Raw genomic sequence first — 12,751 nt, 5'->3', positions numbered from 1 at the left:
GGCGGCTAGTTGTGCTCCGCGGGGAGGTTGTCCTCGGAGCATCGGGTGAGGGTGTCGATTGGTGACCTCCAGCCGAGTGATCCGTGGGATCGGTGGTGATTGTAGAAGTGCATGAACCCGTCGTAGGCGTGTCGGCGTTGGTCGTCGGTGTGCCAGTCGCGGACGTAAGCCCATTCCTCGAGCAGGATCCGATGGAAGCGCTCGACTTTCCCGTTGGTTTGGGGACGGTAGGGGCGGGTGCGTTTGTGGGTGACGCCGGTGGCGTCGAGCGCGGCCCGCCAGACCCGTGACTTGTAGCAGGCGCCGTTGTCGGTCATGGCGCGCTCGACCACGACACCTCGGGCAGCGAACCAGGTGTGTGCTCGTTGCCAGAACTCGGCTGCGGTGATGCCTTGTTCATCGTCGAGGATCTCGGAGTAGGCGACGCGGGTGCGGTCGTCAACCGCGGTGTGGATGAACCGATACCCGACCGTGGATCGCTTCGTGGAAGGTGCTCGACCGCGGCCGTGGATCCGCCAACCGCCCCCGTCGGGGATCCCCGGCAACTTCTTGACGTCGACGTGGACCAGCTCACCGGGCCGGTCACGTTGATAGCGCCGCGGACGTTCGGCGATGGCTCGGTCACCGCGGTCGAGGCGCCCGAGTCCTTCGGCGCGCAGCACCGACTGGACCGTGGACGCGGCGAGGCCGAGCTCGTGGGCGATGTGGTCGGCTCCCCAACGATGCCGCCGGCGGAGCTCGATGATCCGAGCCCGATCACCATCGGCGGTGCGGTTCGGCGACCGGTGCGGTCGACACGAGCGGTCCAGCAGACCGGCCGATCCTTCGGCGACGAAGCGGTCGCGCCACTTGCGGACCGTCTTGGCGTCGACCTGGAACCGCTCGGCGGTTTGCTCGACCGTCCACCCGCGATCGAGCAGACAGGCGACCATCGTGCGGCGATGCCGCGGCGTCAACCGCGCGTTCGGGTGTTGTCTCGTAGCGTGCGACATGAGCCCTCCGGGCTGGTGAGTGAGTTGTGCAAGACCCACAAGCCCACTCGGAGGGCTCACCTCAATCGCGGACCCCTACACCACCCGCCCAAGGACAACGTCCCCGGTCGTCGCAGCTAGCGCACGCGCCGGCGGTGCCCCCGTGCGTCAGGCCCAGCCGTTCTCGTCGGGCACCGGGTGCTCGAACGCCTCGATGCCGTCCTCGATGCGGCGGACGAGCGTCTCGAGCACCTCGACCCGGGCCCGCTTCTTCTGCTCGCCCGACACGACGTGCCACGGCGCCAGTTCGTGGTCGGTCTTGCGGAACATGTCCTCGACGGCAGCGTTGTAGCGGTCGATCTTGTCGCGGTTGCGCCAGTCCTCGTCGGTGAGCTTCCACTTGCGGAGCGGGTCGACCTGACGCTTCTCGAACCGGCGGAGCTGCTCGTCGGGGGTGATCTGCAGCCAGAATTTGACGATGATCACGCCCTCGAGCACGAGGTTGCGCTCGAACTGCACGATCTCGTCGTACGCCCGCTTCCACTGCGCCTTGCTGGCGTAGCCCTCGACCCGCTCGACGAGCACCCGGCCGTACCACGACCGGTCGAACAGCGCCATGCCGCCGAGACCGGGCAGGTCCTGCCAGAAGCGCCACAGGAAGTGCTTGCGCTTCTCGTCGAACGTCGGCTTGGCGTACGCGTTGACCCGGTAGTGACGCGGGTCGAGCGGCTCGACGATGCGCTTGATGGCGCCTCCCTTGCCGCCGGCGTCCGAGCCCTCGAGGACGACGGCCACGCCCGGCCCGAGGTCGGGGGAGTCGAGGTGGCCGCCGATCTCGAGTCGCAACTCGAGCAGCCGCCGCTGGGCGGTGTAGAGCCGCTGCTCGTACTCCTCGGTCGAGAGGCGGGCGGTGAAGTCGAGCTCGTCGAGGCGGCCCATCAGATGTCGCGCGGGTTCGTCGGTGCGGCGATCACGGTGCCGACGGTAGCGGGAGCGCCCGCCGCGCTTCACATGTGCGACCGGCCCGGTGCGCCGGAACGTGCGTCGGAGCGCCGAAGCTGCCAGGCTGGGCCGGTGACCTCCCCGTTGATCGTGTTCGCCGCTGCGGAACGCGACGATCACGAGACGCCCATGTGGCACCCCGAACACCGCGGCCGGCTCGATGCGGCGCTGGCCGGCGTCGACGAGGCGGGCCTGCGTGACGCCACGCAGTGGCGGATCCCCGACGAGGCGAGCATCGAGGACCTCGAACTCGTGCACGACGCCGGCTACGTGCGCTCGATCGAGGAGTTCTGCGCGGCCGGTGGTGGTCAGCTCGATGCCGACACCGTCGCGACGCGGGGCTCGTGGGCGACGGCGCGGCGCTCTGCCGGCGCGGTGCTCGGCGCGATCGAGGCCCTGCAGGGCGACGAGTGCGACGTCGCGTTCGCCGCCGGCCGGCCACCGGGCCATCACGCCGTGCGCACCGGCGCGATGGGTTTCTGCCTCTTCAACAACGCCGCGATCGGGGCAGCCAAGCTCGCGGCCGAGGGGGAGCGCGTGGCGGTCATCGACTGGGACGTCCACCACGGCAACGGGACGCAGGACATCTTCTACGCCGACCCACGCGTGCTCTACGTCTCCACCCACGAGTCACCGCTGTACCCGGGCACCGGCCCGATGCACGAGACCGGCGAGGGAGACGCCGTCGGCACGAACGTCAACCTGCCGTTCCCGGCCGGCACGGCGGGTGACACGCTCCGCGCCGCGTACGACGAGGTGGTCGAGCCGATCCTCGAGCGGTTCGCCCCCGACTGGCTGATCATCTCGGCGGGCTTCGACGCACACCGCGACGACCCGCTCGCTGGGATGCAGCTCACCTCAGGTGACTACGCGGACTTCGCGGCGAGGCTGCAGACCGTGGTGCCCGCCCGCCGCGTGCTCGTCGTGCTCGAGGGCGGCTACGACCTCCAGGCGTTGACCTACAGCGCCGGCGCCACCCTGAGCGCGCTGGTCGGCGAGTCGTTCCGGCCGGAACCGGCGTCGACGGGCGACGTCGGCATGAACACCGTCGAGACCGCCAAACAGCTCTGGTCGGACTGACGTGCGCCAGTCCGGCGACGGGTTCTTGATGTGCTCGGACGGGCACATGCGGTGGGGCGTCTACGGGGCGGCCGGCGCGGTGTTCGTCGTGCGGTTTCCCGACGGGCCACGAGTGATGCTGCAGAAGCGGTCGGCCTTCGCGCACGAGGGCGGCACGTGGTCGTGCGCCGGTGGTGCCCTCGATCAGGGCGAGACACCGCTGGAGGGTGCGCTCCGGGAAGCGTCCGAGGAGATCGGCGCGATCCCCGGCGGTCACACCGTGCTGGGCCACACGGTGTTCGCCCCGGCGACCGACTGGTCGTACACGACGTTCGTCGTCGAGGTGCCCGGCGAGTTCGGCGCGTCGATCAACTTCGAGACCGACGCGATCGCCTGGGACTCGCTCGACGAGGTCGAGGCGCGCCCGCTCCACGCCGGGTTCGCGGCTGCCTGGCCCGAACTCCGGCGGATCATCGAGGCCGCGTACGACGAGCCCGCGGCAACATGAGCGGCGAGCAGTTCTTCCCGTACCGCTTCGATGATCGGTGGCGACCCCTCTTCACCGTGTTGCGCGTCAAGGACACCGACGGCGTCACGCTCACCGACGACGGCACGCTGACCGCGACCTTCGGTCGCGCCCGGGTCGAGACAACTCTCGACAACGTCGATCACACCGAGGTCAGTGGCCCGCACCGGTGGTACACGGCGGTCGGATTGCGACTCAGCTTCTCGGACGACGGCATCACGTTCGGCACCAACCACGAGCGCGGCGTGTGCATCGAGTTCGTCGAGCGGGTGCCGAAGGTCATCGGGTTCAAGCCGCACTCGGCGCTGTGGGTGAGCGTCGCCGACCCCGAGGGTCTGGTCGCAGCGATCGGGAAGTAGCGGCGGTACGGTGCGAGCCATGCGCAAGCCAGACGTCACCGTGCCCGAGACCGCTCCGCCCACCGAGCTGGTCAAGATCGACGACGTGGTCGGCGAGGGTGCCGAGGCGGCCAGCGGACAGACCGTCAGCGTCCACTACGTCGGTGTGTCCTGGTCGACCGGGCAGCAGTTCGACGCCTCGTGGGACCGCATGGAGCCGTTCCGGTTCGGGCTCGGCGCCGGCCAGGTCATCGCCGGGTGGGACGAAGGTGTCGCCGGCATGAAGGTCGGTGGGCGTCGCACCCTCCACATCCCGCCCGACATGGGCTACGGCGCGCAGGGTGCCGGCGGCGTCATCGCGCCCAACGAGACCCTGATCTTCGTCGTCGACCTACTCGACGTCAGCTGACGCCCACGCATCGGGTCGTTGCGTCTGACCGGCCTCACGCCGGGATCTTCCACCTGAAGTCGCAGTGCTCGGCACCTTCTGCGATGGTCTGAGTGCGGACGAGTTCGACACCGATCGCTTCCGCCGCTCGATGGTCCAGGTTGCACGCTGCATGCGGAGTCAGTTCGGGAACGCCCTGCTCCACGAAGTAGTCGGCGAAGGGGCAGCACGTGACGTCCCAGGCCACGCCGTCGTCCGAGTCGAGATACCGATGAACGAACGGGGCGGAGAAGACGCGGCGGCTGATCACGCGCAGCAGGAGCCACTCGACCCTGGTCGCATGCCGGGAGCTGCGAAGCCGTGAGATCTTGTACAGCACGGATGGCACGGGTCTGTAGACGTCCGACATGATCGACTCCACCAGCGAGCCCGCCTCGGCTCGATCGACGCCGTCGTCCTGCAGGGCGCGGTAGAGCGCGCAACCCCACTCCATGTGCCGCATCATCAGGTTCACCGACGCCGAGTGACGAGGGCGGCTCGGTGCCAATCGTGACTGCCACGCACGCGAAGAGTCCCAGAGGTCCCCTGAGCGATCCGGGAACCGCAGCGAGAAGTGCCGCTGCGCGGTGCGGCGGTAGGCGACACCCGGGATGTAGAAGAGCACGAAGCCCATGCCGTCACTCTGACTGCTCGACGGCCGGCTCGACACCGTCCAACGTCCCGAAGCGCAGGCTTGGCGTCTGACCGACTCGCTCGGGCGGGTGTCGCATGTTCTCGTGAGGAACCGCCGGAGCCGACGTGCCGTTGACGAGCTGGCGCGCGGGTGTGCCCGGGCGCCCGTACCGAGCCGGCTCGTCGCGTGTATATCTTGGATTAGTGCTGGTATATACTGCGTCTGTGACCAAGCGCCTGATCGATGTCGACGACGACGCACTCGATGCTGCTCGCGCGAGGCTCGGCACCTCAACGATCAAGGACACCGTGAACGAGGCGCTGCGAACCGCAGCACGCGAGCGCACCGCCGAGCTCTCGTCTGCGCTCTCGACCCTGTCGGAGGCAGATCTGGATGACCGCGCCGAAGCCTGGCACTGATGTTCCTGCTCGACACCAGCGTCCTCACTCGCCTGCGCGAGCCGACGATCGTTCGGCGAATCGAGGAACTCGACGGTTCCGGTCTGGCCCGAACCACCATGACCGATCTCGAGATCGGTTTCTCCGCGCGAAGCGGCGACGACTGGGATCGCCTGTCGGCTGCCATCGGGGTGTTTCGTCGCGTCGACGTCGAGGCCCATCACTTCGATCGTGCACGTCAGGTCCAGCGGGCGCTGGCCGACGGCGGCTTGAGAGGACGCAAGGTGCCCGATCTGCTCATCGCTGCCGTCGCCGAGTCAGCCTCGCTCACCGTGCTTCACTACGACGCTGACTTCGATCACATCTCGACCGTGACCGGCCAGCCGACGCAGTGGATCGTCGATCGAGGATCGGTCAGCTGATCGTGCGCGTCTGCACACGAGCCACCGTCTCGGTTCAGCGTTCCTGAGCGTGATGCGCAGTCCGGAGGCAGCACGCTGACCGACCCTGCGTCACGGTGTGCGTGCCGCGACCGGTGCATCGTGGGTCTCGGCGGGTACGAACGACTCTTCACAGCCGACCAGCGCAGTGGGAGGCTCGAACTGGAAGCGGCGATGGGTTTGACGCGTCGCCACCTCGTCGTGTCCGACGCGTTGAGCGAACGAACAAGAGGAGGAGCGATGCGACACTCGAGAGATCTCGTCGAGATCGCTGCTGCGATGTCGCTGTTGCTGGCGGCATGCGGCGGTGACGCCGACGACGAGTCCGAAGACACGACGACCCCCACCAGCGCAGCCGTCGAGGACACCGCAGTGGGCCTTGACGGGGACGCCATCGACACGGTCGACGAGCCGTCGTCAGAGCCAGCCGCAACGGTTGGGACGACCGCGGAACCGACTTCGGTGTTTGCCATGTCCGCCCGGGAGATCTCCGCGTCCGTCGAGGCGCCGACAGCTATCGGCACGAACGTAGCGGCCGGGTTCAACGCGCCGGATCGCGAACTGTACCTGGCGCAGTTCCATCTCGGTGCCCGTGTGATCGATCCCATCGTTCCCAGCCTCAATCCATCCGTTGGGGCGTTCTTTTCGTCGTTCGGCGCCGCCGGGACGCTGTGCGAGAGCTGGCCGATCGACGCGGTCTACGTGAATACGGGCGGCGCGCTGACAGCCGGCAGCTGCAACGGCATCTATCGCGATCTGCCGGACGCCGGCCAGTTGCCGACCAAGCCTCGCGTGATTCGACACCTCCCGATCAGCGACGGCCTGGCAACAGAGCTGATGCACCGGATCGGGCTCGAAGCAGCACGCACACTTCCGATGGAGACGGCCGCCGCCATCGGATTTGCGGATCCGGAGCGGAGAGGGACTGATCTCGCGGGCCAGGCGGCCACCGCCGAAGACTTCATCGACCGACTCGAATCAGCCTGGGCTACAGCAGACCCCGACGCTCTTGCTCAGCTCTATCAGTATCAATCCAGCCGCCACGATGGCTTCGCCGGTGACAGGCAGTCACGACAGGAGATCAAGGACTGGTATGCGCTGCTCTTCGAAACGTACCCCGATCTCACGCTCGAGGTCACCGAGGGATTCGCCAGCGGCCTCGGCCCAGGTGCGACCCATGACCTCACGATGACCGCGGGCGGCGACAACTGCACCATGCGCATCGGCGCTGTCTGGGACCTCGACGACGAAGGCCTCATCGCCGACGAGTACGTCTACTACGACCCCCATACCGTTCTCGCCTGTGGGTGGGCCCGCTGACACCACCCCGCCCTCGGGCTGGTTTGCACCCGCCGCGCATTGGGTCGGGATTCGGGTGATCCCGATGGAGGGTGTCCTGATCGGCGAGTTGACAACTTCGGTTGACGCTTCGGCCCTGGACGAGCCGTCGTTGTCAACCCAGGTTGTCAACTCCCCGAGGCTCTTCCCGCGGGAGCTGCCGTGGGCACGGCCCGCTTCGTGGCCGTCGCCGACGTCTCGACTGGGCGTCAACCGGCCCGTGCCGGGAGGGCGTTGGCCTTGATGACGTCGCGGTACCAGTGCGCCGAGTCCTTCGGGGTGCGCTCCAGCGTGTCGAAGTCGACGTGGACGATCCCGAACCGCTTGTCGAAGCCGAGCGCCCACTCGAAGTTGTCGAACAGCGACCACTGGTAGTACCCGCGCACGTCGACACCCGAGTCGATCGCGTCCCGGAGTGCCCGGAGGTGACGGTCGAGGTAGTCGATGCGGCGCGGATCGGCACAACGGCCGTCGACGACGGGGTCGTCGTAGGCCGCGCCGTTCTCGGTGATGTAGATCGGCGGCAGGTCGGGGTACTCCCGGTGCAGCCGCTGCAGGAAGGCCGTGAAGCCCTCGGGCGTGATCGGCCATCCCATGTCGGTGTGGACCGGTCGGGTCGGCGATTCGGCGATGCTCGCGACCGTGGGGTACTGGCGGAGCGCACGGGCCGATCCGTCGGCCGGCAGGCCGCGGACGAGGATCTCGAAGTAGTAGTTGATGCCCATCCAGTCGATCGGCTGCACGATCTGCTCCATGTCGCCGGGCTCGATGACGGCCCCGAGCGGCCCGAGATCGTCGAGGACGTCGGCTGGGTAGGCGCCGTTCAGCACGCCGTCGAACCACCAGCGGTTGTGCAGGCCGTCGATCGACCGGATCGAGTCCTCCGGGGCGGCGGGTGACCCCTCGGCCACGATGCCCGACGGGTTGAGCACGATGCCGAGCTCGAGGTCGCTGCGCTCGGCGCGCATCGCCTCGACGCCGAGCCCGTGCGCGAGCAGCTCGTGGTGCGCAACGGCGACGGCCGCGGCGTCATCGGTGAGACCAGGCGCGTGCATGGCTGCCGCATGGCCGAGGTAGGCGTAGCACCAGGGCTCGTTGAACGTCGCCCACATCGACACCCGATCGCCGAGCTCGCGAACCATCAGCGCGGCGTAGTCGGAGAACCACTTCGCGGTGTCGCGGTTGCGGAAGCCGCCCGTCGCCTCGAGCGCGGACGGCAGGTCCCAGTGGAACAGGGTGGCGTTCGGCACGATGTCGTGGGCGAGCAGCAGCTCGGTGAGCCGGTGGTAGAACGCGAGTCCCTCGGCGTTGACCCGGCCACGACCCTCGGGGAGCACCCGCGACCACGAGATCGAGAACCGGTAGGACCGCAGGCCGAGCTCGGCCATGAGCGCGACGTCGGACTCGAGGCGGTGGTAGTGGTCGCAGGCGACGTCGCCGGTGTCGCCGTTCGCAGTCCGTCCGGGGGTGTGGGAGTAGTCGTCCCACACCGACGGGCCGCGGCCACCTTCGGCCACGGCGCCCTCGATCTGGTAGGCCGCAGTGGCGGCGCCCCACAGGAATCCGTCCGGGAAGTCAACGCTCGGTCGTTCGTCCATCGAGCGCGGACGGTAGCTCAGACCAGCAGGTTCAGTGCACCTGCCGCGGAGAGGACCAGCACGACGACCAGGAAGGCCTGCTGCGGGATCCGGCGGAACAGCACGCGGCCGGCGAACACGCCGGCGACGACGGCCGGGGTCACGATCGCGCCGTACAGCAGGCTGTCGGCGGTGAAGAAGCGGCCGCCGTCGCTCCATTCGCCGAGGGCCAGGTAGAGCGGGATCTTGGCGACGTTGACGGCGAGGTACAGCCATGCCGACGTGCCGACCAGTTCGTGCTTGGGCAGCTTCAGACCGGCGAGATACGTGTTGATGATCGGGCCGGCGGCGTTCGCGACGAACGTCGTGAAGCCGCCGCCCGTGCCGTAGATCGCGGCCGTCGCCGTGTCGGCCTCACGGTGCGGTTGCCCGCGGACGAGGCGCCAGAGCTGCACGAGCACGATCAGCAGCACGATGCCGCCGATCCCCACCTCGAGCGTGCGGGTGGCGTCGCCGGCGATCACGAAGAACGCCACGCCGGCGGCGAAGCCGAGCGCCACCCAGGTCGCGAGCGGCCGGAGCAGATCCCAGCGGGTGTGCTGGCGGTACCAGGCGACGGCGAACACGTCTGCGACGAGCAGCACCGGCAGGGTCGCCCCGGGGATCAGGCGGCCCTCGAACACGACCGCGAACATGGGCACCGCGACGAGCGCGGCGCCCGGCACGCCGGTCTTCGACGCGCCGACGACGAACGCGGCGACGATGCCGAGGATGATCGCGCCCACCGTGAACACGCGGTGACGGTACCGTTGCGGCGTGCCCGATCGCCCGCTGTGCGTCCTCGGCGACTTCGCCTGGGACGTGCTGATCCGAACCAACACCGAGCTGCTCCGGGGCGGTGACACGTTCGGCGAGGTGATGCTGTTGCCGGGTGGCAGCGCCGCGAACGTGGCGGTCTGGGCGTCGCGATGCGGGCTGTCCACCCACTTCGTCGGCAAGATCGGTCGTGACCGCATGGGCCAGCTCGCGGTCGAGAACCTCGACGGCGAGCACGTCGAGCACCACCTGGTCGAGTCCGACGCCAATCTCACGGGCTCGGTCGCCGTCTTCGTCGACCACACGGGCGAGCGCTCGATGGTCTCGGGCCATGGCGCCGACTTCTACCTGCTGCCGAGCGAGCTGCCCAGGGACGTGCTGGCAGGTGCGGGGCATCTCCATCTGACCGCATGGTCGTTCTTCACCGATCCGCCGAGATCGGCCGCCCGGGCTGCGGCTCGCCTTGCGCAGGGCGCCGGCGCGACGCTGTCGTTCGATCCGGCGTCGTTCCAGATGATCGAGGAGATGGGCGTCGAGGCCTTCCTGTCGGTCACCCGGGACCTCGACATCGACGTGTTCCTCCCCAACAAGGAGGAGGGCACCGTGCTGACCGGGGTGAAGGAGCCCGAGGAGATCGCCCGCGAGCTCGACCTGCTGTACCCGTCGGCGCTCGTCATCCTCAAGCTCGACGCCGACGGAGCGCTCGTGTGGCTCGACGGCGAGCCGCACCACATCCCGCCGGCCACCAACAACCTCGTCGACGCCACGGGGGCGGGCGACTCCTTCGCCGGTGGGTTCCTCGCCAAGTTCCTGACCGGGTCGTCGGCGGTCGAGGCGGCCCGCTTCGCCACCAAGATCTCGGCGTGGGTCATCGAGCACCCCGGTGCCCGACCCGTGCCGGGCCCCAAGCTCAGGCGGCTGCTCGACGGGTGATTGCCGCGAGCGGGTGACCCCGTTCGCGCCGGTGGGACCGAGACTGATGGCAGCTGTGGTCGAACGCTTCATCCGATCCAAGACGATGCCGCCGCGCCTCCATCGCGGTGCGATCGAGCGCCCACGCCTCGTCGATCGTCTGGTCGAGTCGGACGAGCCGGTCTGGCTGCTCCGCGCTCCGGCCGGCTACGGCAAGACGACGTTGCTGCTGCAGGCGGCCGACGCGATGCGGGCCCGGCTCGCATGGATGAGCGTCGACGGCGCCGACAACGACCCGATCAGGTTCTGGACGCACGTCTGTGCCGCCCTGGTGAGCGATCCCGAGCAGCTCGAGGACCTGCTCGACATGCTCGAGCCCGACCACCTCCAGTGGGTGATCGACCAGCTGATCGGGCTGATCGAGCGCAGCGACGAGCCCGTCCTGGTGGTGTTCGACGACCTCCACGAGGTCGCGCACACCGACACGCTCGATGCGATCGCCCGCATCGCACTCCATCCACCCCGCAACCTGACGCTGGTGTTCAGCACGCGGTCCGACCTGCAGCTGCCGATCGGCCGGTTGCGCAGCCGCGGTGCACTGCTCGAAGTCGGTGCTGACGCACTCGCCTTCACGCTCGACGAGGCGACGATGCTGTTCGACGGTCAGATCGACCCCGAGTTGGTCGTCGACATCGTGACCCGAACCGAGGGTTGGGTCACCGCGCTGCTGATGCTCTCGGTGTCCGCGGGCCCCGGTCGACCGCCCGACGAGATCGTCCGGTCGCTCACGGTCGGGCAGCCCGACCTCGCTGACTTCCTCGCCGCCGAGGTGCTCGACGCCCAGGACGATGACGTGCAGCGGTTCCTCGTCGAGACCAGCCTGCTCGACGAGCTCGACCCGGCGCTGTGCGACGAGCTCACCGGTCGGGCCGGGAGCCTGGCGATCATCCGCGAGCTGGCCCGCAACCACGTGTTCACGCAGCTGGTCGACCCCGAGCTCGAGCTCTACAAGTACCACCCGCTGTTCCGCCAGTTCCTCCTCGGCAAGGCCGACGAGCTGGACCCCGCCAGGGTGAGGAAGCTGCACTGCATGGCCGCGCAGTGGTACCTCGAGCGCGACGAGCCGTCGGCGGTGGTGCGCCACGCAGTGGCGGCGGGCGACTTCGAGCTCGCCCGGCGGGCGATCACCGAGAACACGATCCAGTACGCACAGCGCGGGCTGTTCGCGACCGTGGCCGACTGGCTCGATCTGTACGGGGTCGACCGCTGCCGCTACGACCCGACGCTCCGGCTCTCGGCGGCGTGGGCGGCGCTCAACGTCCGCCGCTACGACGAGATCGAGCAGTGGCTCGACCCGCCCGACGACGCCCCGCCGGACCCACCCGACATCCGGGCCCAGGTCACGTCGCTCCGGTCGCACCTCCGGCGACACCAGGGCGACGTCCGCGGCTCGCTGGCGGCCGCCGTCGAGACGATGGAGCTGATCGATGAGTCCGAGTCGGTCATCGCCACGGAGTCGCACGCCGCGCTCGGCCTCGCCATGCTGCTCTCGGGTGATCTCGATCGCGAGCCGCACCTCGCCGCGGTGCGCGCCGGGCTCGAGGCCCAGCACGCCCACCCGGTGATGTCCGGTTACTCGGGCCTGGCATTCATCGCGTCGACCGACGGCGACTCCTTCGACGAGGCCGAGCGGCTCGCCGACCTGGCGCTCGGGTTCGTCGACAGCCCGGTCACCGAGCGCTTCCACCAGCCGGCGCTGGCGCTGGTGGCCAAGGGCCGCGTTGCGCTCGCGACCGGCCGCGTCGGCGATGCGGACGGCCACGCCCGGCGCGCCGAGCAGATCGCAGCTGCGGGCATCGAGCCACTGATGCTGGTGCTCGTGTTCTGCCTGCAGGCGCGCATCGCCCACCGGCTCGGCGACATGGACCGTGTCCGCGAACGGCTGCGCCGGGCCAACGAGGCGCTGGGCAGCCGCGGTGGCGACTACCTCGCCGGCCTCATTCGCGAGACGCGCAACGACACCCGCTTCGTCGAGGTCGACCCCGAGCACCTGCCGCCCGGGGCCGTCGAGCTCACCGAGCGCGAGCTCGCCGTGCTTCGCCTGCTCCCGCACCGGCTGCCCCGCAAGGAGCTGGCCAACCAGCTGTTCGTCTCGGAGAACACGGTGAAGACCCACCTCACGTCGATCCGCCACAAGCTCGGCGCGTCGACCCAGGCCGAGATCGTCGAGACCGCCCGCCGGTTGGGCCTGATCCCCGACGGGTGATCCACCGCGCGGGTGGGTGAATTCCCGAGTTCGGGCGATGCGATCGG

The 12,751-nt window shown here is 69.1% G+C and carries 14 protein-coding genes; 9 read left to right on the top strand and 5 right to left on the bottom strand.

What is annotated here, in order from left to right; genetic code table 11:
- Nucleotides 1–5: 5 nt before the first annotated feature.
- Nucleotides 6–992, bottom strand: a complete 987-nt coding sequence (locus QNJ12_RS12700) for an IS481 family transposase (protein ID WP_300623023.1) — start codon at nucleotides 990–992, stop codon at nucleotides 6–8.
- Between the two features lie 147 nt (nucleotides 993–1,139).
- Nucleotides 1,140–1,910: a UDP-galactose-lipid carrier transferase gene (locus QNJ12_RS12695; RefSeq protein WP_300623022.1), complete on the bottom strand. Its 771-nt coding sequence runs from the start codon at nucleotides 1,908–1,910 to the stop codon at nucleotides 1,140–1,142.
- 135 nt (nucleotides 1,911–2,045) lie between these two features.
- Here QNJ12_RS12695 and QNJ12_RS12690 point away from each other — a divergent pair, with 135 nt between their 5' ends.
- Genes QNJ12_RS12690 through QNJ12_RS12675 form a run of 4 tightly spaced genes read left to right on the top strand, consistent with a single transcriptional unit; the run spans nucleotide 2,046 to nucleotide 4,305 of the window.
- A complete protein-coding gene (locus tag QNJ12_RS12690; RefSeq protein WP_300623021.1) occupies nucleotides 2,046–3,053 on the top strand; it encodes a histone deacetylase in 1,008 nt (335 codons plus the stop codon).
- Nucleotide 3,054: 1 nt separating this feature from the next.
- Nucleotides 3,055–3,540, top strand: coding sequence for an NUDIX domain-containing protein (locus tag QNJ12_RS12685; protein ID WP_300623020.1), 486 nt, complete (start codon nucleotides 3,055–3,057; stop codon nucleotides 3,538–3,540).
- Complete coding sequence (locus QNJ12_RS12680; protein ID WP_300623019.1) at nucleotides 3,537–3,917, top strand: hypothetical protein; 381 nt, start codon at nucleotides 3,537–3,539, stop codon at nucleotides 3,915–3,917. The genes QNJ12_RS12685 and QNJ12_RS12680 overlap by 4 nt, the downstream gene beginning before the upstream one ends.
- A gap of 19 nt (nucleotides 3,918–3,936) precedes the next feature.
- Nucleotides 3,937–4,305, top strand: coding sequence for an FKBP-type peptidyl-prolyl cis-trans isomerase (locus QNJ12_RS12675; RefSeq protein ID WP_300623018.1), 369 nt, complete (start codon nucleotides 3,937–3,939; stop codon nucleotides 4,303–4,305).
- A gap of 34 nt (nucleotides 4,306–4,339) precedes the next feature.
- Here QNJ12_RS12675 and QNJ12_RS12670 read toward each other — a convergent pair whose 3' ends face one another.
- On the bottom strand, nucleotides 4,340–4,957 hold the full coding sequence (locus QNJ12_RS12670; protein ID WP_300623017.1) for an L-2-amino-thiazoline-4-carboxylic acid hydrolase: 618 nt from the start codon (nucleotides 4,955–4,957) through the stop codon (nucleotides 4,340–4,342).
- Nucleotides 4,958–5,181: 224 nt separating this feature from the next.
- Between QNJ12_RS12670 and QNJ12_RS12665 the strand changes: the two genes are divergently transcribed.
- The 3 genes from QNJ12_RS12665 (at nucleotide 5,182) to QNJ12_RS12655 (ending at nucleotide 7,115) form a co-directional block, all read left to right on the top strand.
- A complete protein-coding gene (locus tag QNJ12_RS12665; RefSeq protein WP_300623016.1) occupies nucleotides 5,182–5,376 on the top strand; it encodes a type II toxin-antitoxin system VapB family antitoxin in 195 nt (64 codons plus the stop codon).
- Nucleotides 5,376–5,777, top strand: a complete 402-nt coding sequence (locus QNJ12_RS12660; protein ID WP_300623015.1) for a PIN domain nuclease — start codon at nucleotides 5,376–5,378, stop codon at nucleotides 5,775–5,777. The genes QNJ12_RS12665 and QNJ12_RS12660 overlap by 1 nt, the downstream gene beginning before the upstream one ends.
- Before the next feature lie 258 nt (nucleotides 5,778–6,035).
- The gene (locus tag QNJ12_RS12655; RefSeq protein WP_300623014.1) at nucleotides 6,036–7,115 is read left to right on the top strand and encodes a nuclear transport factor 2 family protein; all 1,080 of its coding nucleotides are present in this window, start codon (nucleotides 6,036–6,038) and stop codon (nucleotides 7,113–7,115) included.
- A gap of 227 nt (nucleotides 7,116–7,342) precedes the next feature.
- On the opposite strand, the gene QNJ12_RS12650 is transcribed toward QNJ12_RS12655, so the two are convergent.
- Nucleotides 7,343–8,731, bottom strand: a complete 1,389-nt coding sequence (locus QNJ12_RS12650; RefSeq protein ID WP_300623013.1) for a GH1 family beta-glucosidase — start codon at nucleotides 8,729–8,731, stop codon at nucleotides 7,343–7,345.
- Nucleotides 8,732–8,748: 17 nt separating this feature from the next.
- A complete protein-coding gene (locus tag QNJ12_RS12645) occupies nucleotides 8,749–9,504 on the bottom strand; it encodes a sulfite exporter TauE/SafE family protein (RefSeq protein WP_300623012.1) in 756 nt (251 codons plus the stop codon).
- A 22-nt stretch (nucleotides 9,505–9,526) separates the two neighbouring features.
- Here QNJ12_RS12645 and QNJ12_RS12640 point away from each other — a divergent pair, with 22 nt between their 5' ends.
- Complete coding sequence (locus QNJ12_RS12640) at nucleotides 9,527–10,459, top strand: carbohydrate kinase family protein (protein WP_300623011.1); 933 nt, start codon at nucleotides 9,527–9,529, stop codon at nucleotides 10,457–10,459.
- Between the two features lie 46 nt (nucleotides 10,460–10,505).
- Nucleotides 10,506–12,704 (top strand): LuxR C-terminal-related transcriptional regulator, encoded by a 2,199-nt coding sequence (locus tag QNJ12_RS12635; RefSeq protein WP_300623010.1) that lies wholly within the window; start codon nucleotides 10,506–10,508, stop codon nucleotides 12,702–12,704.
- Nucleotides 12,705–12,751: the final 47 nt, after the last annotated feature.

This window comes from Ilumatobacter sp., assembly GCF_030065885.1.
Taxonomy (GTDB): domain Bacteria; phylum Actinomycetota; class Acidimicrobiia; order Acidimicrobiales; family Ilumatobacteraceae; genus Ilumatobacter.
The sequence above is the reverse complement of the archived record's forward strand: the minus strand, read 5'-3'. Positions and strand labels throughout refer to the sequence as shown.